This is a genomic window from Thermomonas sp. (genome assembly GCF_029945965.1).
GTDB lineage: Bacteria > Pseudomonadota > Gammaproteobacteria > Xanthomonadales > Xanthomonadaceae > Thermomonas.
This window is the reverse complement of record NZ_JAQSDO010000002.1, coordinates 32,490-54,284: the sequence shown is the minus strand read 5'-3', so window position 1 is coordinate 54,284 and position 21,795 is coordinate 32,490. Positions and strand designations below refer to the sequence as shown.

The 21,795-nt window shown below is 58.8% G+C and carries 25 protein-coding genes and 3 pseudogenes; 15 read left to right on the top strand and 13 right to left on the bottom strand.

Annotated elements, in window-relative coordinates; all coding sequences use genetic code 11:
• Positions 1-110 precede the first annotated feature (110 nt).
• From PSV05_RS00325 to PSV05_RS00300, 6 genes are all read left to right on the top strand, one after another.
• Positions 111-1,004 carry a branched-chain amino acid ABC transporter permease gene (locus PSV05_RS00325; RefSeq protein WP_300059799.1) on the top strand — a complete coding sequence of 298 codons (894 nt, stop codon included), beginning with the start codon at positions 111-113 and terminating at the stop codon, positions 1,002-1,004.
• Positions 997-1,884 (top strand): branched-chain amino acid ABC transporter permease, encoded by an 888-nt coding sequence (locus tag PSV05_RS00320; protein ID WP_300059797.1) that lies wholly within the window; start codon positions 997-999, stop codon positions 1,882-1,884. Before PSV05_RS00325 ends, PSV05_RS00320 begins: the two co-directional genes overlap by 8 nt.
• Positions 1,881-2,681 (top strand): ABC transporter ATP-binding protein, encoded by an 801-nt coding sequence (locus tag PSV05_RS00315; protein WP_300059795.1) that lies wholly within the window; start codon positions 1,881-1,883, stop codon positions 2,679-2,681. The genes PSV05_RS00320 and PSV05_RS00315 overlap by 4 nt, the downstream gene beginning before the upstream one ends.
• Positions 2,681-3,469 carry an ABC transporter ATP-binding protein gene (locus tag PSV05_RS00310; protein ID WP_300059793.1) on the top strand — a complete coding sequence of 263 codons (789 nt, stop codon included), beginning with the start codon at positions 2,681-2,683 and terminating at the stop codon, positions 3,467-3,469. The genes PSV05_RS00315 and PSV05_RS00310 overlap by 1 nt, the downstream gene beginning before the upstream one ends.
• Before the next feature lie 60 nt (positions 3,470-3,529).
• The gene (dapA, locus tag PSV05_RS00305) at positions 3,530-4,483 is read left to right on the top strand and encodes a 4-hydroxy-tetrahydrodipicolinate synthase (RefSeq protein ID WP_300059790.1); all 954 of its coding nucleotides are present in this window, start codon (positions 3,530-3,532) and stop codon (positions 4,481-4,483) included.
• Positions 4,484-4,693: 210 nt separating this feature from the next.
• A complete protein-coding gene (locus PSV05_RS00300) occupies positions 4,694-5,428 on the top strand; it encodes a GntR family transcriptional regulator (RefSeq protein WP_300059787.1) in 735 nt (244 codons plus the stop codon).
• Between the two features lie 73 nt (positions 5,429-5,501).
• Here PSV05_RS00300 and PSV05_RS00295 read toward each other — a convergent pair whose 3' ends face one another.
• The 5 genes from PSV05_RS00295 to PSV05_RS00275 are packed head-to-tail and all read right to left on the bottom strand — an operon-like array spanning position 5,502 to position 9,344.
• Positions 5,502-5,753: a DUF3363 domain-containing protein gene (locus tag PSV05_RS00295; protein WP_300059784.1), complete on the bottom strand. Its 252-nt coding sequence runs from the start codon at positions 5,751-5,753 to the stop codon at positions 5,502-5,504.
• A gap of 43 nt (positions 5,754-5,796) precedes the next feature.
• Positions 5,797-6,513 carry an IS6 family transposase gene (locus tag PSV05_RS00290; protein ID WP_300059782.1) on the bottom strand — a complete coding sequence of 239 codons (717 nt, stop codon included), beginning with the start codon at positions 6,511-6,513 and terminating at the stop codon, positions 5,797-5,799.
• A gap of 55 nt (positions 6,514-6,568) precedes the next feature.
• Entirely contained in the window at positions 6,569-7,411 is an 843-nt protein-coding gene (locus tag PSV05_RS00285) for a fumarylacetoacetate hydrolase family protein (protein ID WP_300059779.1), read from the bottom strand.
• Positions 7,412-7,435: 24 nt separating this feature from the next.
• Positions 7,436-8,176: an SDR family oxidoreductase gene (locus PSV05_RS00280; RefSeq protein ID WP_300059776.1), complete on the bottom strand. Its 741-nt coding sequence runs from the start codon at positions 8,174-8,176 to the stop codon at positions 7,436-7,438.
• A gap of 43 nt (positions 8,177-8,219) precedes the next feature.
• Positions 8,220-9,344: a mandelate racemase/muconate lactonizing enzyme family protein gene (locus tag PSV05_RS00275; RefSeq protein WP_300059773.1), complete on the bottom strand. Its 1,125-nt coding sequence runs from the start codon at positions 9,342-9,344 to the stop codon at positions 8,220-8,222.
• A gap of 97 nt (positions 9,345-9,441) precedes the next feature.
• Between PSV05_RS00275 and PSV05_RS00270 the strand changes: the two genes are divergently transcribed.
• From PSV05_RS00270 to PSV05_RS00240, 7 genes are read left to right on the top strand one after another with little or no spacing between them, the layout of a single operon-like run.
• Positions 9,442-10,401, top strand: a complete 960-nt coding sequence (locus PSV05_RS00270) for a C-terminal binding protein (protein ID WP_300059769.1) — start codon at positions 9,442-9,444, stop codon at positions 10,399-10,401.
• 55 nt (positions 10,402-10,456) lie between these two features.
• Entirely contained in the window at positions 10,457-11,452 is a 996-nt protein-coding gene (locus PSV05_RS00265) for a TRAP transporter substrate-binding protein (protein WP_300059766.1), read from the top strand.
• The gene (locus tag PSV05_RS00260) at positions 11,449-11,958 is read left to right on the top strand and encodes a TRAP transporter small permease (protein WP_300059763.1); all 510 of its coding nucleotides are present in this window, start codon (positions 11,449-11,451) and stop codon (positions 11,956-11,958) included. The genes PSV05_RS00265 and PSV05_RS00260 overlap by 4 nt, the downstream gene beginning before the upstream one ends.
• On the top strand, positions 11,955-13,232 hold the full coding sequence (locus tag PSV05_RS00255; RefSeq protein WP_300059760.1) for a TRAP transporter large permease: 1,278 nt from the start codon (positions 11,955-11,957) through the stop codon (positions 13,230-13,232). The genes PSV05_RS00260 and PSV05_RS00255 overlap by 4 nt, the downstream gene beginning before the upstream one ends.
• On the top strand, positions 13,229-13,993 hold the full coding sequence (locus PSV05_RS00250; protein ID WP_300059757.1) for a FadR/GntR family transcriptional regulator: 765 nt from the start codon (positions 13,229-13,231) through the stop codon (positions 13,991-13,993). Before PSV05_RS00255 ends, PSV05_RS00250 begins: the two co-directional genes overlap by 4 nt.
• Positions 13,990-14,778 (top strand): acetoacetate decarboxylase, encoded by a 789-nt coding sequence (locus tag PSV05_RS00245; RefSeq protein WP_300059754.1) that lies wholly within the window; start codon positions 13,990-13,992, stop codon positions 14,776-14,778. The genes PSV05_RS00250 and PSV05_RS00245 overlap by 4 nt, the downstream gene beginning before the upstream one ends.
• Positions 14,775-15,533, top strand: a complete 759-nt coding sequence (locus PSV05_RS00240) for an SDR family oxidoreductase (RefSeq protein WP_300059751.1) — start codon at positions 14,775-14,777, stop codon at positions 15,531-15,533. Before PSV05_RS00245 ends, PSV05_RS00240 begins: the two co-directional genes overlap by 4 nt.
• A 390-nt stretch (positions 15,534-15,923) precedes the next feature.
• Here PSV05_RS00240 and PSV05_RS00235 read toward each other — a convergent pair whose 3' ends face one another.
• A complete protein-coding gene (locus PSV05_RS00235; RefSeq protein ID WP_300059748.1) occupies positions 15,924-16,133 on the bottom strand; it encodes a hypothetical protein in 210 nt (69 codons plus the stop codon).
• A 331-nt stretch (positions 16,134-16,464) separates the two neighbouring features.
• Between PSV05_RS00235 and PSV05_RS00230 the strand changes: the two genes are divergently transcribed.
• Positions 16,465-16,653 (top strand): DUF1778 domain-containing protein, encoded by a 189-nt coding sequence (locus PSV05_RS00230; protein ID WP_300059745.1) that lies wholly within the window; start codon positions 16,465-16,467, stop codon positions 16,651-16,653.
• Between the two features lie 136 nt (positions 16,654-16,789).
• Here PSV05_RS00230 and PSV05_RS00225 read toward each other — a convergent pair whose 3' ends face one another.
• A complete protein-coding gene (locus PSV05_RS00225) occupies positions 16,790-17,344 on the bottom strand; it encodes a hypothetical protein (protein ID WP_300059742.1) in 555 nt (184 codons plus the stop codon).
• A 141-nt stretch (positions 17,345-17,485) separates the two neighbouring features.
• Positions 17,486-17,773: pseudogene (locus PSV05_RS00220) on the bottom strand (IS3 family transposase); the annotation flags it as partial.
• Here PSV05_RS00220 and PSV05_RS00215 point away from each other — a divergent pair.
• Positions 17,774-18,075, top strand: a pseudogene (locus PSV05_RS00215) (integrase core domain-containing protein); the annotation flags it as partial.
• A 58-nt stretch (positions 18,076-18,133) separates the two neighbouring features.
• Here PSV05_RS00215 and PSV05_RS00210 read toward each other — a convergent pair.
• From PSV05_RS00210 to PSV05_RS00190, 5 genes and pseudogenes are all read right to left on the bottom strand, one after another.
• A complete protein-coding gene (locus PSV05_RS00210) occupies positions 18,134-18,406 on the bottom strand; it encodes a hypothetical protein (protein ID WP_300059739.1) in 273 nt (90 codons plus the stop codon).
• Positions 18,403-19,890, bottom strand: a pseudogene (locus PSV05_RS00205) (IS66 family transposase); the annotation flags it as partial. The pseudogene PSV05_RS00205 and the gene PSV05_RS00210, both read right to left, overlap by 4 nt.
• Positions 19,891-20,146: 256 nt before the next feature.
• Positions 20,147-20,365 carry an IS66 family insertion sequence element accessory protein TnpB gene (gene tnpB, locus PSV05_RS15055; RefSeq protein ID WP_345782226.1) on the bottom strand — a complete coding sequence of 73 codons (219 nt, stop codon included), beginning with the start codon at positions 20,363-20,365 and terminating at the stop codon, positions 20,147-20,149.
• A gap of 41 nt (positions 20,366-20,406) precedes the next feature.
• On the bottom strand, positions 20,407-20,805 hold the full coding sequence (locus PSV05_RS00195; protein ID WP_300059736.1) for a transposase: 399 nt from the start codon (positions 20,803-20,805) through the stop codon (positions 20,407-20,409).
• A 238-nt stretch (positions 20,806-21,043) separates the two neighbouring features.
• Entirely contained in the window at positions 21,044-21,781 is a 738-nt protein-coding gene (locus PSV05_RS00190; protein ID WP_300059733.1) for a helix-turn-helix domain-containing protein, read from the bottom strand.
• Positions 21,782-21,795 lie beyond the last annotated feature (14 nt).

Below are 21,795 nucleotides of genomic sequence, written 5' to 3'. Positions count from 1 at the left end.
CTGCGGCACGTCTCGGAGAAATCCAACGGCTGCAGGCAGTTCGATAACCCGATACTTCAGGCGTGCACGGTCCGCTGCGCGCTCCTGAAGCAACCCAAGCGGCTACTGCCATGTTTCAATTCATCCTGGACGTGCTGATCCGGTCGGCCGACATCACACTGGTCGCGGTCGGCCTGAGCGCGGTCTACGCGTTGGTCAAGTTCCCAAATGTCGCGCACGTACAGTACGCAACACTGGGCGCCTTCCTTACGCTGGCCGGCCAAAAACTTGGCTTGCCGTTTACCGTCGCCATGCTTGTCTCGTGCCTGATAACGGGCATCTTCGCGGTGGTCCTGAATAGCCTCATCTTCACCCGACTGCTTCGCGCCGGTCCTGCGATCGCGATGATCGGTTCATTGGCTGTGTCCATGGTGATCGTGGCTTGCATCCTAGGTTTTGCCGGATCGCGTCCCCTGCGGTACGCATTCGATATCACACCACCCGTCATCATCGGCGGTGCCAGGGTGGCGCATGCACAGCTCTACTCGATTGCCGCAGGACTGACCGTCCTGATCGGTTTCGCCTTGGTCTTGTACCGGACCAGTGTCGGGCGCTCGATGCGTGCCTTGTCGGCCAACCGATCTCTGGCCGCAGCCACCGGTATTGATGCCGCGACTATCACCAACCTGATCGCCTTCACCAGCGGAGCCTTCGCGTCGGTCGGTGGCACGATGCTCGCGATGACGGGCGACGTCCACGTCAACCTGGGCACCGACCTCCTGTTGCCCGTGTTCGCTGCGGCCATCATCGGGGGGCTGGGCAATCCCCTCGGGGCAGCAGCAGGTGCTTTTCTCATCGCCATCGCGGAGACAGCCGTGACCAACATCAACTTCGGTTGGGCTGTCGGCCAGCCCCTGGCATTTCTTCCCGTCACCTACATCGGGGCGGCATCCTTCCTCTTCCTGCTGGTGGCATTGCTTTTCCGCCCGTACGGTCTGTTCGATCGTGAGGTTCGCCGTGTTTGACTTTGCTATCCATATCGCCACGGTCGCTTCGATCTATGCGCTCATCGCGATTGCTCTTAACTTCCAGGCGGGCTATGCCGGACTCCTGAATCTGGGCCACATCGCATTCGTGGGTATCGGCGCATATGCGATCGGCATTTCCAGCGCATCGGGCGTGTCACCCATCATCGGGATCGCAGCCGGCTGCGCTGCCGCTGCGGCGCTGGGTTTCGGGATGTCGCGACTCGGTCGCAACCTCGGCGCGGACTACTGGGGAATCGCCACGCTCGCGATTGCAGAGATCCTACGCACGGTTGCGCTGAACGAAAACTGGCTCACGGGAGGGGCGCAGGGGATGAGCGGCATTCCGCGGCTGTTCCAACACATCGAACGCCCTTGGGACCGAAGTGCATTTCTTGCCGCTGCTGTTGGCGCGGCGTTGGTGGCAGCTCTGCTATCGCGACGCCTGGCAGCTGGACGCTTCGGGCGTGCCCTTCGGCTCATGCGGGAGGAGCCCGCGTTGGCGACCAGCCTTGGATACAACCTAGTGTCGCTGAAGTCCAAAGCCACCATGGTTTCGGCCGTGGCGGCCTCCATCGGTGGATCTTTGCTGGGGCTGTACATGAGCTACGTCGGCCCGGACTTCATGCTCGCCTCCGAGACGTTTCTGATCTGGACGATGGTCATGATCGGTGGGCTCGGCAATGCCGGAGGCGTAGTCCTAGGTGCCGTGATCGTTCAGATGATCTATACAGCCGTTCCTTTCGCAAAAGATTACCTGGGCATTAGCTCGGACGTCGCTGGCGCGGTACGTCTCGGTTTGATTGGCTGCCTTCTTCTGGCCTGCCTACTGTGGCGCACAGAGGGCCTGCTGCCGGAACGCGTTCGGAGAATTCGATGAAAGTACTTCTGAGGGTCGCCCACGTCGCCAAGGCGTTCGGCGGCAACCAGGTGTTGAACGATGTCTCGTTTGAGATCCACCCCGGCGAGATCGTCGGGTTGCTCGGTCCGAACGGATCTGGCAAGAGCACCTTGTTGAATGCGATCTCGGGCTTCACGCGGGCAGATGCCGGAAGCGTCTGTCTGGGGAATACCGATGTCACCCGCTGGAAGAGCCACGAGATCGTGCACAGCGGTATCGCCAGAACGTTTCAGTTGCCCTCGATGCCTCAGAAGATGTCGGTGCTCGAGGTTACGGTGGCAGCGAGCACCTCGCACCACGGCGTGATCGCGACGATGTTGCGTCCTGCATCGGTGAAACAAGCGGAGCGAGCCGCCATAGACCAGGCCAACAGGTTGCTCGACGAGCTCCTGCTGGCCAAGGTGAAGGATCTGCCGGCGGCCTCCCTGTCGGGGGGGCAGAAGAAGCTCTTGAGCATCGCCTGCTCACTGATGGGCGCGCCCAAACTCCTGATGCTCGACGAGCCTACTGCCGGCGTTCATCCGAATCTGCGGCGCGACATTGTGGGTACGTTGCAACGGCTGAACCAGCGCGGCATTTCTCAAATGATCGTCGAACACGACATGCACTTCGTTCGTGAAGTCTGCACCCGGTGCATCGTCCTTGATCGTGGCCGGATCGTCGCCGACTGCCTTCCCTCCGAGCTTGCTACTAACCCCAAGGTGCTGGAGGCCTACCTGGGCCGCCCGACTGATCAAGCTCAACCCGTTTCCCAGATCTGCAAGGAAGCCGCGTGATGACACCTGAACTCTGGCCCCAGACGCCACAAGCGGTGCCGTCGGCCCTGCAGCGGACGGACAGCCTCGCCATTCAAGTCGACAACGTGGTCGCCGGATATGCGGTGGAGGTCGATATCCTGCGTGGCATTTCATTGAAAGTCGCGCGCGGTGAGATCGTCTGCATTCTCGGACCCAACGGGTGCGGAAAGTCCACGCTGCTGAAGACGGTCGCGGGCTTCCTGAAACCCCGCTCCGGCGTCGTGCGGATTGCCGGTAGCGAAGTCACGAATGTACCTGCGCATCGCAAGGTCCGCCACTGCGGCGTAGGCTTTGTACCGCAGACGGAGAACGTCTTCGGCGCGCTCACTACTTGGGAGAATCTGGCGCTTGGGGGCCAGTTCTGCACCAAGGTGGCTTGTGCTGAACGCATGGAGCAACTGTGCGACATCTATCCGGTCCTTCGTCGGAAGATGACTGCCCCCGCATCCTCGCTCTCCGGCGGCGAGCGGCAAATACTCTCGCTTGCGCGTGCGCTGATGCCGCGCCCTCAGGTCTTGTTGCTTGACGAGCCCTCGGCGGGTCTCTCGCCCAAGACCTTGGGCGAGGTTTTCGATGCAATCTCTCGCATTCGGGAGACCGAGCAAGTATCCGTACTCATGGTGGAACAGAACGCCATGGAAGCCTTGCGCATGTCCGACAGAGCCTATGTCCTGTCGATGGGAACCGTCGCGCTGGAGAACAGTGCGAGCTATCTTCTTAACAGCAGCGAGATGCGAGAGCTCTACCTGGGCGGCCGTCCCCATTGAACCTCGCCCCGGAACAGCAAGGGAAAACACAATGAAAAGCGAAGAGCAAAGAACGCGAACATGAACGCGTGCACCAAATTGTCTTCGAACCTGCCACGGGGCTCGTTGGTTGCACTGATCACCCCGTTCCTTCATGACGGTTCGGTGGATCTTCAGAAGTTCCGAACCCTGATAGATTGGCACATTGGCCAGGGCACGAGCGGCATCGTCGTTGCCGGGACGACGGGCGAATCCTCCACCCTGTCAATTGAAGAACATGGCCGCCTGCTGGTGGAGGCGGCTCAGCATGCCGCGGGGCGGATTCCGATAGTCGCCGGTGTCGGCGCCAATGCCACCTCCGAGGCGATTGCACTCGCGCGCATCGCCAGCGAAGCAGGCGCTGACGCTTTGCTCAGCGTGGTGCCCTACTACAACAAGCCGACGCAGGATGGCTTGTTTCGCCATTTCAGCGCTCAAGCCGAGGTAACCTCATTGCCGTTGATCCTGTACAGCGTCGCGGGGCGTACGGTCGTCGATTTCTCCGTGGAGACTGTGCAGCGCCTCGCGGCCCATCCGAACATATGCGGCATCAAGGATGCGTCGGGCGACATGATCCGAGCCCAAGCCATCGCCTCCGTGGTTCCAACTGATTTCGCGCTGTACAGCGGTGACGACTTCACCGCGTTGCCTTACGTCGCCGTGGGCGGCTGGGGCATCATTTCGGTGACTGCCAACGTTGCACCGCGTATGGTCGCTGACCTGTGTGCATACATGGCCCTCGGCCAACTCGACATGGCTCGCACGGTCGCCCGGAAACTACACCCCCTCACCACGGCGCTCTTCTGCGAATCAAACCCGATTGCAGTGAAGCACGCCGTGTCCCTCTTAGGCCTCAGTGCCCCCATGCTTCGGCTGCCCATGACCTCGCTGCCACCCGAGTTGGCAGAGTGTGTGGCTGTGGCCATGCGAGAGGCGGGTTTGCCGATAGCAAATCGGAACACGGTGACGCACAGTGGCGTTGTTGACCCGAAATGAGGGTTTCCAAGGTACGCGTGCCAGCGGCGGCTTAGGGTGAAGCCCTATTGTGGGTCATGTTGAAACAAGTGCCGACAGCTGTCTACGCAGATGTGTGTCGTACACGAACTGGCTACACTGGGAGCCCACCCACACTGAAATAAACATATGGCTACAACTTCACGACGCAGCGCCGTTAAACCGCCGCCTCGGGTCCGAGACGAAAGCAGCGTGGAGCGTTTGTATTATGAGCTGCGCGATCGAGCAATGCGGTATGACTTCAAACCAGGCTCGCGAATCAACGAGCAGGCGCTCGGACGAGAACTTTGTGTCAGTCGCGCGACGCTTCGGGAAGCGTTGAATCGCCTCGTGGCTGAAGGTCTGTTTGACTTTGTGATGAACAAGGGGTTCTTCCGCAAAGCCATCAGCGTCGACGAAGTGTTCGATCTGTATCAGGTGCGCATTGCGTTGGAGCGCAGGGCTGTGTTCCTGGTGATTCAACGAGCCACGGACGAGGAGATCGCGTCCCTCAAGCGATTCTGGGTCGAAGTGATGCAGCGAACGGCGACGCTAACGACCGGCGATCTGCTGCTCGCCGATGAGGAGTTTCACCGCAGATTAGTTGCATTGTCCCGCAACAAGGAACTGTCGGCGTTCATGGAAATCGTCACCCGCCGCATCCACGTAGCGCGGCACATCGACATCCAACAATTGTCTGCATGGAACATCCAGGCCTTCGATGCCCACTTGGCCATTGTTGACCTCATCGCGCAGCGCAAAACGGAGGAGGCGCTCAATACCCTCACCGAACATATCGACATGAGCCTCAAGCGGGCGATCGAAATCACAAAGGAAATGGTCGCGCGTTTCTTCCTCGTGGAGGCCACTTCCGCCTCAATCGATGACGGAGGTCGGACAGCATCCGATGGAAATCGCGAAGCCACGCGGGTCGTTGAATCGGCTTGATAGTGCGCGGGCTGGCATTCGTTCATCAGCCGCGTCGGTGCCATCGTGTGCTCGGCTGAAATGTCAACAAATCTTAGATACCGATACCGCGCTGGCGGCCGAACTTCCAGGTAACGAACTGGCCGCGCACCACGAAAGCTACGTACTGCGCCAACCGCTGCTCAACCATCAGGCGCCACGGAGCCAGGCTGAAGCCCATGCCGTCTTCGATCATGGCGAATCGACCACTGACATGGGCTCGATGCTCTTGCGGGATAAAGGTAAGCGTCCGACCAGTACCGTCTTGCGGCGATAACCAGGTGGGGTAAAAATGGTTTTGTCGCAATAACGGACTCTGGCCGAAAGGAGTTGCGTTGCTGACCTGGTGATCAAACTGCGAGACTGTAGAACTGCTGTGCTGCGGACATGGTCTGACCGGCAGGGCAGTTCAGCTGCCCCTTGCGAATCATGTGCATTGTCTCGACCCCGGCAATGATGATTCGTGCACTCCAAAACGACTTGAATCCGAGTAACGGTCGGGTGATTCGTTTGATGGCGCGATGGTCCTGCTCGACGATGTTGTTGAGGTATTTGTTTTGACGCATCAGGATATCGACGCAAGCGTCGGCCTTGATGCTTTCTATGGCCGCCGTGTTGGCTCCACTCTTGTCGATGGTGATCTTCTCTGGCAATCCGTGCAGGTTGATGGCGCGCTCCAAGAAGCGCCGCGCTGCAGCCATATCTCGCTTGGCAGTGAGAAGAAAGTCAACCGTATCACCAGCGCGATCAACCGCGCGGTAAAGGTACTTCCACTGGCCGGCCACTTTGATGTAGGTCTCGTCCATCCGCCAGCTCAGGCCAACGGGTCGTTTGCGCCGCCGCAAAACGGCAGCCAACACCGGCACCATCTTGATTGCCCAGCGATGCACAGTGGCGTGGTCAACGAAAACACCGCGCTCCTGCATCATTTCCTCAACATGGCGCAGGCTCAACGGATAGGCCACATACCAGCGCACGCACGTCAGCATAACTTCGAGGGGATAGTGAAACCGTTTGAGGACCTTGCGCAGGGCGCTGTTGATTGAACTTTTGCGGAAATCAAGCATGGCCCGGATTGTCGGATACCCTTATCACGACAGAACCGGTAGATCTGCTTTGGTGTCAGGCCTGAACACACACCTGCCGTTGTTCGCCGAGGCCTTCGATGCCCAGCGCCATCACGTCGCCGGCTTTCAGGTAAACCGGCGGTTTTTGGCCCAGCCCAACACCTGGGGGTGTTCCGCTTGAAATAATGTCGCCGGGTTCCAGCGTCATGAACTGCGAGATGTATGACACCAGTTTTTCGACGCCGAACACCATGGTACGGGTGCTGCCGTTTTGGTAGCGCTTGCCGTTTACATCAAGCCACATTGAGAGATCATGCGGGTTGGCGATGTCATCTCTTGTGACCAGCCACGGACCAACCGGCGCGAAGGTGTCGTGACTTTTTCCCTTGTCCCATTGGCCAAGACGTTCCAGCTGGAATTCGCGTTCGGACACATCGTTCATCAGGCAATAGCCTGCTACGTGTTCCATCGCTTGCGCCTCATCAACGTATTTGGTGCGTTTTCCGATTACCACTCCTAGCTCGACTTCCCAGTCCGTCTTATGGGAGTTTCGGGGAATTTCTACATCGTCATCTGGACCACAGACGGCAGATGGCGGTTTGATGAAAATAATGGGTTCCGCTGGTACTGCAGCACCAGTTTCGGCTGCGTGATCGGCATAGTTCAAGCCTACGCAAATGATCTTGCTGATGCCGGCGACACAGGGACCGAAGCGTACGTCCCCATTTACCCGAGGCAAGCTATTCGTATCGATTTTCTGCAGCACCGCCAGTTTGTCCGGTGTGAGTATATGCAGGTTGATGTCGGCGACATGCGCGCCCAGTTCACGCAGCGTCCCTTCCTTGTCTACCAGGCCAGGTTTTTCCTTGCCGGATTCTCCATATCGAACTAGTTTCATAGTAGTCTCCTTTGTATAAATCAGTTAGCGCATCAGCATGCCGCCGTTCACATCCAGTGTGTGGCCAGTCACATAGGCAGCAGCGGGCGAGAGGAGAAAAGCAGCGCACGCAGCCACCTCAAAAGGTGTTCCTGCACGTCCGAGCGGCGCAAGCTTCAGGAATGCATCGAGAGCTGCGGATGATGTACCGTCACGCAGCATGGGGGTATCGGCTGCACCGGGCGAAATCATGTTCACGCGAATACCCTCCGGAGCCCATTGCCGGGCAAGCGATTTGCCGAGGGCGATGACCGCCGCTTTTGTCATCGCATAGATAGTAGATCCGACATAGCCGCCCGTGTGCGCTCCTTGCGACGTGAATAGCACGATCCGTCCATCTCCGCCTTTTGCGAGCAATGGGCGGGCGGCGCGGCAGAGATGGAATGGCCCGGCCATGTTGACCGCAAACTGGCGTTGCATGGAGTATTCGGTCACGTCATCAATGTCCTCGCGCCGAATCATTGCGGCGCAGTGCACCAGCCCATCGAGCCCACCTAGAACCGCAATGGTCTCGTGTATGGTCTCCAGGCAGGAAGCCTCGATACCGAGGTCCAGCCGGAGGCTTTTTTCGCCTCGGCATTGCTGTGCAACCTCATTGAGGTCGGCCGTGACAACTCTCGCACCAGCGGCGACCAGAAGCTCCGCCGTAGCCGCGCCTATACCGGAGGCGGCACCGGTCACGAGGAAGCGCTTGTTCTGCAGTGAAAAGCAGTTGGAAAGTTGCATGGACGTGAATTCTTTGAGTATGTTGCGGTTTTGAATCCGGAGATTACTGATGCTTGTAGCGGTTCAATGCCGCATCCACTATTTCAATGCCGAGACCGGGACGGTTTCCCGCAAAGACCTCCCCTTTCACATGCCAGATAGGCTCACGCACCAGTTCATGCTGCAGGGGACTTGGCAAGGGCTTGAGTTCAAACCAGCGGGCACATCGTGTGGACAGTGACAGGTGAAGCGAGGCTGCGGTCAGAATCGCCGAGGACCACGCATGCGCGTTCACAGTCACCCGGGCCGCTTCCGCTATCGCCGCAATCTTGCGAAACCCGGTAACCCCTTCGGCCCGCGCCGGATCGACGCCCACGACATCGACCAGTCCCGTCGCGATAAGCCGGCGGTAGCCTTCAACTGTCCACTCACGTTCGCCGGTAGCGATGCGTGTCGCGGTATGTCTACGCAGTTGCGCAAGCCCTTCCAAGTCGTCCGGGTGCAACGGCTCCTCGATCCAGTCGATTCCTACTTCTGCAAACAGGTCGGTGGCGCGAATGGCGGTTGCAGCATCCCAACGCACACCGTTGCCGATGTCAACCATCAGTGAAGCGTCTGGGCCGCACGCGTCGCGTACTGCTTTCAGGTAGGCAAGATTCACGACGGGGTCAGGACCGACTCTCGACAGGCCGCGTTTAGCGAATCCCAGCTTTGCGCCCTTGAAGCCCGAGCGGATATGTCCGGCCACTTCCTCTGCGCCTTCTTCGTGGGTGGCGCGGTTGACGTGCATGGACGCGAGTGCCGGCAGGCTCTGATGAGCCCGCCCTCCCAACAAGGCATAGAGCGGAAGGTCGGCATTCTGCGCGGCCGCGTCCCAGCAAGCCATGTCAATGGCCGAGATGGCCATTGACGCGAGTCCGCCTTCGCCGTACCACCATGTATGCGTCTTGAGCTTTAGCCAGACTGCCTCGGGTTCACGCTCGTCCATACCGCAAACCGTGTCTCCCAAGCCGGAATTGATCAGGCTTGCCACGGCATGCGCAGCTTCGGGCCATAGCGTGATTGCCTCGCCCCAGGCCCGTATGCCTTCCAGCGTACGCATTTCAAGTAGCAGGGTGTAACGCGTATTACCAAAGTCATTGGGCTCCGGGCAAGCGAGGACATGCGTGCGCAGTGCCTGAATCGTCATCGGCTGTCTCCTATTAGGGTAGTTACTACTAGCGAGTACCTACAGTCATCTTACAATTGGTCTGTCCAATTAGTCAAGCAAACCAAGTAAAAGCACTATGCGTAAAGTTGTGGTCACTGACAGCACATTTCCAACGCTGGAGTACGAACAGGCAGTTGCCTTGCGGCATCAGGGCCAGTTCAATGCACACCAATGCAGAACAAGTGCCGAGGTGACGGAGGCTGTCAAAGGCGCGGCAGCTGTATTTGTGCAATTTGCCCCGCTTCAGGAAGAGGCGATTAACGGCTTGGCGCCAGGCGCCACCATCGTTCGTTATGGGGTAGGCTTCGACAATGTCAACGTGGCAGCGGCACTCGCTGGCGGGCATCGTGTGTGCTATGTACCCGACTATTGCACCGACGAGGTGGCTGATCACACCGTGGCGCTCTTGCTGGCCGGATTGCGCAAAATCCCTCAACTGGACGCATCGGTCCGGCAAGGGCAATGGAAGGCGGTCGCTATTTCTGCGCCGCTCAAGCCGTTTGATCTCTCGACTATCGGTTTTGTCGGATTGGGGCGCATCGGCCGGTCTGTGCTACACCGGATCAGAAATTTCGGTTTTGACATGGTGGTCAGCGACCCGATGATGACTGATGAGCAGGCCGTGGCGTTGAATGTCCGCCGCGTATCCACAGATGAACTCTTGACGTCCTCCGATGCCGTGCTTCTGCACGTTCCCTCCACGTCGCAGACGCGCGGAATGATCAACCGGCAAAGCATTTCGTCCATGCGCGATGGCGCATTGATCGTGAATTGCTCCCGCGGCGACCTGATTGATGAAAATGACCTAGCCGCAGCTCTGACGGCCGGGAAGGTTCGCGCCGCCCTTGATGTATTCGGTCATGAGCCCTTAGTCGAAACCAGCCCTCTGCGTTCGGCGCCGAACCTCATCCTAACGCCTCATGCAGCCTGGTATTCCGACCGGGCGATAGGTCGATTGCAGGAGTTGGCGTCCGATGAAGTTGACCGCGGCCTTTCTGGCAAGCCGGCCCGCTGCCCCGTTCCTTTCACAGCCTAAATGCAAAAGCCGCGAGCGCAGGGCTACTGCGCCATTCACAACAGGAGACAAATCAATGATGACCAGCAACCGGCGCCGTTTCATTCAATCCGCAGCGGCAGCAGCCACCGTCGGCGTTATTCCGTTCCGAGCTCACGCTAAGCAAACACTGCACCTGTCGCACATCTTCAACTTAGAAGACCTGCGGCATAAATCTGCGCTGGCGTTTGCCGACGAAGTACGCACCAAAACCAACGGTGAAGTGGATATCGTTGTCCATCCCTTGAGCCAGATGGGCGGCTTGCGAGACAGTGTCGAGGGAACGCGCCTGGGTACCATCGACCTGACTATGGCCGACACCGCGACCATCGGCAACTGGGCTCCGGCCTTGGGGATGTGGTCCTTGCCTTTCATCTTCAATGACTACGACCATGCGCAGCGGGTCATGGCTGGACCGGTGGGTGAATGGCGCACGAAGGAAATTCGATCCAAAGCCGGCCTGGTTGCACTGGGTCATGCCGTCGTCGGTTTTCGTGTGATGTTGACCTCTAAGCGCGCAGTAAATTCCGCCGCAGACATTCGCCAAATGAAACTCCGGGTGCCAGAGATCCCGATTTATGTCTCCACGTTCCGCGCGCTGGGCGCCAATGTCACGCCAGTTCCTTGGGGCGAGGTGTACTCGGCTCTGCAGGCTGGCGTCGTGGAAGGAGTGGAAAGCAACCCGTCGAGCTTCATCCTTGCCAAGCATGTCGAGGTCACCAAGTTCGCATCGCGCACGCAGCACATCCTGCTGGACAGCGGGTTGCTGATGAATCCCGACCGCTTTGGCGCACTACCACGCGACACGCAGGCCATAATTGCCGCCGCGGCCAAACGCCATGTAACCGATAGCCTGTCCAAACAGCAGATCGCTCTGGAAACCGGTGCTTGGAACGACCTCGCCAAATGGGCTACGCTAAATCCAAACCCGGAACTCGCAAGCTTCAGAACTGCCGTCGCTCCGGTGGTCGAGGACTTCTCCAAACGCAACGGCCTCGGTGAAATACTGGCAAAGGTCGGGGCGGCGAAATGAACGGCGCGCTAGAAAACTCGGGCCCAGCGCCCATCAGGCCGCTGGCGCTTTTCATACGGGCGTTGCGAATCTGCGTGGAAACCGCAGCCGTCCTGATTTTTTTGAGCTTCGTGGTGGCCGTTGCCGCCCAAGTTTTCTGGCGCTATGTACTTAATGACAGCATTTTTTGGGCCGAAGAATATGTGCGCTTTGCGCTCTACTGGATGACCATGCTATCAATTGCGATTGCGGCGGACCGCAAGGCGCACATCGTTATGGACCTCTTACACACCTCGGTCGGAGAGGCCTTTCGCAAGGTGCTCGACTGGATAAATGCCGCGGTGTCCGTAGTATTCCTAGCCATCCTCAGCTATTACGGCGTTCAGCTGGTCAACCGGTCGCATGAAACGATGTCGCCGGTCACCGAGATTTCGATGAGCTGGGTATACCTAGCCGCGCCCATCGGTTGCCTAGCAGCCATTGTTTTTACCATAGACGCCCTTGTACGGCCTAGGCAGATTGCATGACAGCCACAGTGATGATTCTTGTGTTTCTGGTGCTAATGACCCTCGGAACACCGATCGGCTTCTCGATGGGTCTTGCCGCTGTGGTGGCAATTGCAGCTTTTGAGAGCGCTCCGCTTATCTTGCTCCCACAACTCTTTTACACGTCTATCGACAATTTTTCGTTGCTGGCGATTCCATTATTCGTGTTCGCTGGCGCCCTGATGGGCCTCAGCGGCATCACCGAACAACTTGTGGCGCTGGCGCGTTCATTGGTTGGTCATCTCCGCGGTGGGTTGGCACAGGCCAACGTGCTGACCAACACGTTCATGTCTGCGATTTCTGGCTCCGCGGCTGCCGACGTGGCTGCCGTCGGGTCGATCATGATTCCCGCCATGACTCGAGCCGGATACGACAAGCCCTTCGCGGTGGCCGTGACCAGCAGCGCCGCGATGCTGGCCCCAATCATTCCGCCGTCCATCATTGCTGTCATCTATTCGTCCGTTACAGGCGTATCAGTCGGGAAGCTTTTCATCGCCGGCGTGATACCCGGGATCATCTGTGCCATGGCCATCATGCTACTGACTTGGTACTACGCCCTTCGCGCCGGAACACCGCGGGATACCAAGGCTACTTTTGCACAACGCGGCCGCGCCATCGTTGTAGCAGGTCCTGCTTTGTTGATGCCGGTCCTTGTGCTCGGTGGCATTCTCGGTGGCATCTTCACGGCCACCGAAGCCGGTGCTCTAGCTTGTGTCTATGCGCTGATTTATTGCCTGTTTCGCATGCGCACGGGGGCCAGTGCATTTTATGAGGCGGTGATGGAGTCGGCCATTACCACCGGCACCGCGCTGGTCGTGTTGGCAGGTGCTGCTCTGTTCTCCTGGGTGCTTGTTCGCACTGGAAGTAGCGCCGCTATGATGAACATGATCATGGGTGTGTCCAACAACCCACATGTGGTCATGGCCCTGGTCCTCGGCATGCTGTTCTTTGTTGGCATTGTGATGGAGCCGATACCCGCCCTGGTGTTGACGGGGCCACTGCTGGTAACAGCAGCCAACGCCATGAACTTTGATCCACTGTCATTCGGTATTGCCGTGATCATGATGCTCATCGTCGGCAGCGTGACCCCACCTGTAGGCGTGCTGGCCATGATCGCCTGCAGAATCGCCAAAATCCCCTATTCGTCTACGTTCCGTGTGATCATTCCCTTCACGCTAGTCTGGCTGGCTGTTATCGCATTGATTGCCTACGTTCCTTCTATTGCCAACTTTCTGCCATCACTTCTCACCGAATGACCTCCCTTCCTACCGTCTCAACCGGTGAAAGCCGGGATTTGGGTATTGCGCCGATCGAACGGGTCTCCATTGCCGAGAAGGTTGCCAAACACCTGCTCGACCTGATTCGCACGGGCAATCTGGAGCCGGGTCAGCAGCTTCCACCGGAGCGCGACTTGGCTGCCAGCCTGCAGGTGTCGCGGCCATCAGTTCGCGAAGCGCTACGGGGCCTGCAGATTCTTGGCGTCATCAAAACTCGGCAGGGTGGCGGAATTTTTGTTTCGAGCTTAGATGCGACCGATCTGCTCCAGCCGCTTCAGGTGTACCTGACCCTGTCCGGCGAAAACTTCGAAGCCTTGCACGAGGCGCGGCTTGAGGTCGAGGCCGGGCTGGGTCGGCTCTTGACAGGCCGCATTTCAGACGTGGCAATAGAACGCCTCGATGCAATGGTCCAAGCCCAGCGCAAGCTGGTCAATGACCCGGTCGCATTCCGTATTTCAGATATGGAATTCCATCACACCCTGCGCGTGGCGGTTGCCAATCCTTTTCTCGAGCGCGTATCCGCCTCACTTTATGTCCTTGGCACCGAATACCGGCGCGTGCGTTGGGAGACGCCGGGCATGCTGCAGCAGTCGCTGTCTGATCACCAGGAAATAGTGGATGCCCTCGCAGCGCGGGACAGCACCCGCGTCGTCAGCGCCATGGAGCGCCATATGCACAGCGTGCACAACTCCACCCGCCAAGTTATGAATGTCGAACTTCCCGAAAAGGAGAACCAATGAGTGAGCGTGATGTTATGCGTGGCCGGCGCCTGACGACGGAACAGATTCTGGGCAGTGGTTTTTCCACACCCTTCGACGCGCCCATGATTCCGCCGTTTCCGTTTTCATTCCGGAACGTAGAAGTACTGACGCTCGCCTGGCGAACCCGTGGCGAGTGCGTCGACGCCTTGCTGCCACCCGAACTGTCTCGCACTTCTGATGTAGTGATGGCCCATATCTACAAGATGAACGACACCGAATGGCTCGGGCCTTACACGGAAAGCAACTTCATGGTGGGTTGCCGTTATGACCGTACGGGCGAGGCAGGCTCATATTCTCCCTATCTGTTCCTGTCCTCTGACGTCGGTGTGGCTCATGGACGTGAAGTCCACGGTCAGCCGAAAAAGCTAGGCAAGCCCACATTGGTCACCGACGGCGATGCTTGGGTTGGGCGGGTAGAAAGAAATGGTATTGAGATCATTACGGGAACGCTGGCGTACAAACAATCGCGCAGCGTTATCGCCAAAATGGCCGACTACTACGATTTCGCACTGAACTTCAACCTGAAAGCCATTGACCACATCGACGGCCGTCCGGCGATTCGCCAGCTGACAGCACGCAGATTGGGTGAATTGACGGTGCATGAATGCTGGTCCGGTCCCTGCACCGTCGAACTGAGGCCTAACGTGCAAGCCCCTGTCCATCGACTTCCTGTAGTTGAAATGCTGGACGGGTTTTACTGGCGAGGTGATTTCACGTTGGTGCAGGGGCGTGTGCTCCACGATTACCTGGACCGTGCTTCGTGATCATAGCGAAAGTTTTTATCGTGACTGGCGCCGCTCGTGGCATTGGCTACGAGGTCTGCCGGCAACTTGTAGGCCGTGGTCATCGAGTCGTTGCCGCTGTGCGCCAAGAGAAAGATATACAGGACATCGCCTCCGCTATCGGACCTCATCTTGAGGCCGTTCTTTGTGATGTCAGCGATTCCGTGCAGGTTCGCATGCTCGTTCAAGTTGCAATGCAGCAGTTCGGCAGACTGGACGGGCTGGTCAACAACGCGGGCACGGTGCACCCCATCGGGAAAATCTCTGAAGTCCCTGCAACGAAATGGAAAGACGCCTTGCTGACCAACGTATATGGGCCCTATCTGTGCAGCGCATGTGCAGTACCGTACATGGCAGATGCCGGTGGCGTGATCGTGAATCTATCGTCCGGCGCCGCAAATAAACCAATGGAAGGCTGGTCCGCCTACTGCGCCAGCAAGGCCGCTCTTGCCATGTTCACGCGCTCCATGCATCAGGAATTCGGTGCACGTATCAGCACCGTGGGGTTCGCTCCAGGGTTGGTGGACACAGACATGCAGGCGTCCATCCGCCACTCCGGAGTCAACCCTGTTTCAAAGCTGAATCGCACGAGCCTGACGTCGCCCTCGGTTCCGGCAAGTCTGATTGTTTCTCTTCTTGAAGGTGTAGCACATCAATATTCAGGCCAGGAAGTCGATGCGCGTGATGAGGCATTTCGCAAAATTTGCGGGCACTCCACGATGGATGCAAACCAGTAGTACTTCGATCGGCGGTCGCACTTCTGCTGAGCCACAGGCTGGGGCGCGGCGCACTCACTGCTTTCCACTAAGGCTGAGCGTGACCACACGCGGCACGCTGGCTACTTCTGCAAGGAGTTGGAATTCGCTTGTGAGGGCAACTGAGCTGCAACGCTTCAACGCAAAGGATGGCCTGAACAAGCCGCTAAATTTGCTCCGCGAATTGCCGTCTGGCTACCCGGGGACAGCACCAATCATTTGGTAGGGTACAGACTCCGCCCAATTTACTAATTGCTCTATTGATTGCGTTTGCGCCCCACCTGTTTGGCATTGAAGTCCTGTCCTGACCTACGTAAACCTTCTTTTATCGCATCCCAGCCCTTTGTCCTCCGAATACCATCAAAAGCCGCGTCACCACAGCGCCGAATCACGTATCTCGTCCAGCTTTCGCCGCGCGTTCTTTCTCACCACCACGCGCCAAATCACCACAACTACCATCGTCACTAGCGCGCCCATTAAAAGTTCAGCGTTGCTCAAAGCGCGTCCGAATAGCGTTTCAGTTTGCAGCAGCAGCGCGGCTGCGATGCCTAGGATGAGGCAGAGAAAGATGAGGGATTTCATGTGTAGGCTGAAGATCTGAGTCTGAGGAGCTGAGTTGTGTTTTTCATTTTAGGGGCGCCAGAGGATTACGACTGGATAGGCGTTGGAGATTTGACCGGGTGATAGGAATTCGAGGCTGGAGCTGCAGAAAACGGTTGCGTGTGACGGGGCTAGAGCGCGAAGGGTTCGGTAGATGGTTGCGGCGTCGTGGAGTTTCGGGCGGTATGCGAGGGTGAAGGCTATTGCTGCGGAACCGCGGGATGCAGCTTCTTGCGAGAACTAGCTCGGTGTGGACAATAGCTACACGTGCGTGCGTGCTGTATATTTGTTACATACACATTCGGAGTTTCCCATGCGTGACGCTGCCCTCAACCTGCGGGCCAAGCCCGAACAACGCGACCTAATCGACCAGGTGTTCTTCAGCCTCGATACGGACAGATTCATGCAGTTCACGGCACTGCTCGATACGCCGGCGACACCCAATGCCGGGCTGCAGCGCCTGATGGCCGTGCGCGCCCCCTGGGCCGCCAACGCCGAATGAGCCTGCGCCTGTCCGCTCCCGAGCCTCTTTCCGCTGTCCATGATTTGAGCGCCTTCGAATGCGGCGAAGCCAGCCTCTAGATTGGCGAAAGAGCCAATTTTTTTGGTGCTCGGCGACAGTTCACTCCACCCTGAGGTCAGTCCTTGCCGCCGAATCCAGGCAGAAACGCCGCGGCCTTTGCCATGTAGGCGGCCCGCAGAGCAAGGGCATCAGCCAGGGCGTGGTGTCGGCCGAGACGTCGAGCCTTGAGGGAGCGAAAGCACTCTTCGGCCGCCAACTCTCCGGTGATGGTGCCGGTAATCGCGTCGACATTTCTTGGGATCACAACTTCTCGCACTTGCTCCCACAACCCGGCATCCCGTATCGCGTATTCCAGCAGCTCATAGTCCATCGAGTAATCGAAGGCAATTTCGACTTTTTCCCCGGCGTCGGCAGCAAGCCCAAGGATCCACTCCCCGGCTCGCCGGCCCATCTCCCACTCCGTTCCCAACGCACCTGGGACACGGCCCCATTGGTCAATGACGCCGTTGTAGCGCACAAACTCAGATGAAGCTTTGAGGCGGGCTTTTCCGATGTCCGATTCCAAGTCGAGCTCTGCGTAAAACTCTCTCGCATCTAGGGAGGCAAGTCCAAGGCTGAGTAATTGCGGATCCAGCAGGTCGGTGAATTCGGAGTCGAGAAAAGCGATCATTAGATTTAGGGGTACTTATTGATGTCGGATAGCGTCCCATCGGATGACGAGTACATGAGCGGCTGGAGTAAGAGGTGGTGGACTAGACTTTCTATCAAAAGCTGAATCGCCCCGGGTTTCGTGGAGGCCCGTTGGGTTAAGTCAGACCTCCGCCGTGGTGGCCTGGCTGGCTAATTGCTGAAAGTAATTTTCTTCCGCTTCGGCAAGGGGAATGTATCCGATGGGCTCCAGCAGTCGGTGGTGTTTAAACCATGACGCCTATTCGAGCGTTGCAAATTCCAGCGATTCTTTGGTTTTCCAGGGCGCCCGCCGATGAATCAATTCGGCCTTGTACGAGTCGTAGATCGTTTCGGCCAGAGCGTTGTCGTAGCTGTCACCCCGGCTGCCCACAGAGGGCTCAATACCGGCTTCGGTCAGCCGCTCACTGTAACTGTTGAATACGCCCAGTACACCAGCGAAGACTTTCAGCGCCTGCTGGCCGATCAGGGCCTCACCTGCAGCATGAGTCGGCGCGGTGAGTGCTGGGACAATGCGGCGATGGAGAGCTTCTTCTCGACGCTCAAAATTGAAAGAGTGTTTCGCTCCAGGTACAAAACCAGTGACGAAGCCCGTGCAGGCATCTTTGACTATATTGAGCGGTTCTACAACCCCGACGTCGGCATTCGACGCTCGATGCATTGAGCCCGGTAGAGTTTGAAAAACGCTATGCGAGCTTAACGGTGTGTCCGTGATAATGAGGGTAAGCGTCCGACCAATACCGTCTTGACGCAGATGCTGAACGGGTAGCAGCTACTGGGGGCCGTTCACTTCGTCAATGAAGTGGTCGTATTCATAGGCAGCCTCGATGGCAGCATCCAGGCGCTGCAGCAAGTCGTCCAAAGACTCACCGGGCTGGCGCACCAGCATTGCCAGGCAGTTGTGCGCATCGGTTGCGGTGGCCACACATTCAAACGGACGCACGGGCCCGATCGTAATTTCCCCGCCCCCTTCAATCAACGCCTCAATATTGATCTGCCCGGGCTGTGGCTGTGGCCGCCTCCTGGTTTTTCCGATCATGTTCATGCCGCCTTCTGCTCAGGTGCGCGTGCTGCGGCCATCTCCTGCGCAAGATTCCACGGCAGCAACTCATCGACCCGATTGACTGGATGCTGCGCAATGCGCTTGATCACTTCTGTGAGGTAGGCCTGCGGGTTGACCCCGCCCAGCTTGGCCGTCTCGATCAGGCTATAAACAGCGGCGGCGCGCTCGCCACCGGCATGGGAGCCGGCAAACAGCCAGTTCTTGCGACCCAGGGCGATGCCGCGTATCGCCCGCTCGGCGGCATTGTTGTCCATCTCGATGCGCCCATCGTCCAGGTAGCGGGTCAGCGCCGTCCAGCGTGTAACCGCGTAGCCAATCGCCTTGGCCAGAGCCGACTTGGCCGATACCTGCGCCAGCGCATCCTGCAACCAGGCGTGCAGTTCCTCCATCAGAGCCCGCGAACTCGCCTGCCGAACACTTACCCTCTCATTGGGCGGGCATCCCCGAATCGGCGTTTCCACGGCGTACAGCTGGGCAATGCGTTGCAGCGCCTGCGCAGCCAGCGTTCCCGGCAACCGTTTCTGATCCTCATGAATGTCGTAGAACTTCCTGCGTACATGCGCCCAGCACGCCGCCTCCAGAATCACCCCGGCTTCGCGCGTCGGTTCATACAGTGCGTTAAAGCCCGCATAGCCATCGGCCTGCAAGATGCCATGGAACGTCCTGAGATGTCTTGCTGGGTGTTCACCCTTGCGATCCGGCGTGTACTGGAACCACACCGCCGGTGGCGCGGGACCAGCGGCCGGCCGATCATCCCGTACGTAAGCCCACAGCCTGGCGATCTTGGTGCGCCCGCGGCCCGGGTCAAGCACTGACACCGGGGTGTCGTCCGCATGCACCTTCACGCCATCCATGACGTGACGGGCCAGACTGTCCACCAACGGGCGCAGCAAGGCGCTGGTCTGTCCCACCCAGTCGGCCAAGGTGGAGCGGTGCAGGTCAACACCCACCCGCCTGTAAATTTGGCTCTGCCGGTACAGCGGCAGATGGTCACAGTATTTGCTGGTCAGGACATGGGCCAGCAAACCGGCTCCAGCCATGCCGCGCTCAATCGGACGTTCGCCAGCGCTGGCCTGGCAGATGCTGCTGCACTGCCCACAAGCGTACTTGGGACGCACGTGGCGGATGACTTTGAAGCTGCCTGGCTCGTAGTCCAACACTTCCGAGACATCTTGTCCGATGGCGCGCAACTCGCTGCCGCAGCTCAGGCAAGTGCAGTCCGTTGCGTGGCGGGGCTCGTGGACCACCGTCTCGCGCGGTAGATGCTCGGGCAGGTGGCGCAGTTCAGGGCGTTTGTTGGACTTGCCCTTGCGACGCTCACGCTCGACTTGCAGATCGATCACCGGCGCTGCGTTGACCTGGGCGTTTTGCACCAGCAACTCCAGCTGCTGGGCGTCCATCTGTTCGCTGGAGCGCCCGTAGCGCATGCGCCTCAGGTACGCCAGTTCCAGATTGAGTTTGTCGATGGTCAGGTGTGCCGTCTTGAGCGCGCCGCCCTGCCGCTCAACCGTTTTGGTCAGCGTGTCGATCGTGGCCTGCAGCACATCCGTTGTCATGGGGCATGACTTTGCCACGCAAACCGACGCCTCGCTACAGGATTGTCCCTGTCAACCAAGGCCGCAGTGGACCATGCAATTGCCTATGCCGCGCGCTGCGGTTGCCAGGTGCGAGTCGGCATTCTCCAGTCGAGGCCTTCGAGCAGCATGGACAGCTGCGCCGGGGTCATGAAACCGCGCCGCTGTCGGCCTGCGGCCAGACGAAGCGCCCCTTCTCCAGCCGCTTGGCAAACAGACACAGGCCTTGTCCATCCCACCACAGCAGCTTGATAATGTCGCCTCGCCTGCCACGAAAGACGAACACATGGCCGGAGAACGGGTCTTGGGTGAGTGAAGTTTGTGCAAGACCGGCCAGACCGTCGAATCCTTTGCGCATGTCGGTCATGCCGGCCGCCAGCCAGACCCGTGTTCCCGCAGGCAAGCCGATCATCTCAATGCGGCCAGAATTTGCACGATGCAGCGCAGCTCCGCCGGATCGAATCCGGCCGGCAAGCGCACCGTTGCTCCAGCCAGGCTCATCTCGATGGGCGCACGTTCCGCAGCGAGTGTTGGGTTCATCCCAGACCTGGGCGTGACTGCCGCTGCTGCTGGCTCGATGCTGACCGGCAGCATCGTCGCCAACGACGTTGATGTCCCTGGCTTGGGCCGGCGCAGCCATTTGCGTATGACGTTGGCGTTGATGCCGTGGCCCAGCGCAATGGCTGAAACTGAGGCTCCTGGCAGCAGGCATTGCGCAACCACCTCGCGCTTGAACTGCTGTGCGTAGGTACGTCGCGCTCTGCGGGTAACAGGTGCCGCTATCGACACGCTATTTTTGGCGTCCACTATTTTCATCATGGACGCTATCTTTACGCCACCCCTTCAACTCCACAAGGCGGTACTGGTCGGACGCTTACTAATGAGGGAATCCTACAGTGTCAAGTCGGCTCTTTGAGGGGATCGCGGCGTCCGGGCTAAGGCGCGGTGGACGATTCCCGATCAAAGTCTGGCGATGCTCCAAACCGTTCCGCGGCAATCTGCCGTGAATTTCATCTGTAACGAATACCGGGGGGAGTAGGCGCTGTTATTTGGGGTTTCCCAAGTGCCGCTCGATCTCGCCCTTCATCGCTTCCACTAGTTCCTTGGCGCGCTCGCCCACGCGGAACATCGGCCCGGCCAACAGCAGGGCGAACTGGCGGTGCGGCATCTTCAGAGGCAGCGCTACGCCGCCCAAGTCCGGCGTGAACTCGGCGTTGCCCTCGAACCAGCCGCGCTCCAGCGAGCGCTGGATTTCCTTTTCGACCGCGGCCACACTCATGAGTGTGGAGGGCGTATAGCGCTCGAAGTTCGCCCGCCGTAGCACGGCCGAGCGTTCAGCGGTCGTCATTTGCGACAACAGGACGCGGCCGGTGGCCGTCACATGAAGTGGGACCAGCTTGCCTGGCGAAGCGGTATAGCGGATGGCATGGGGTGATTCCACTACATCCAGGAACACGGCGTATGCGCTACTCGAGGCGGCCAGCACCGCCGTCTCGCCGGTGCGCTGGACAAGGGCGTGAAGCAGTTCTCTCAGTTGCTCGGGGATCGGCTCCGCGCTTTCGATCTGCTGCAGAAGCGAGAACCAGAGCGGCGAGGGATAGTAGCCACCGCGGGCGCGCGGCTCATAGAGGAATCCACGCGCCGCCAGCGTACCCAGCAGGTTGAAGGTGCTTGACCGCGGCCACTCGAGCTGCTTCGACACCTCCGCAAGCGTCGCCGGCTGCCGGTGTTTGGCAAAGAACTCGAGCAGATCGAGCACGTTCGCAGCTTGTTTGACGTTCACGGGTTATCTATCGA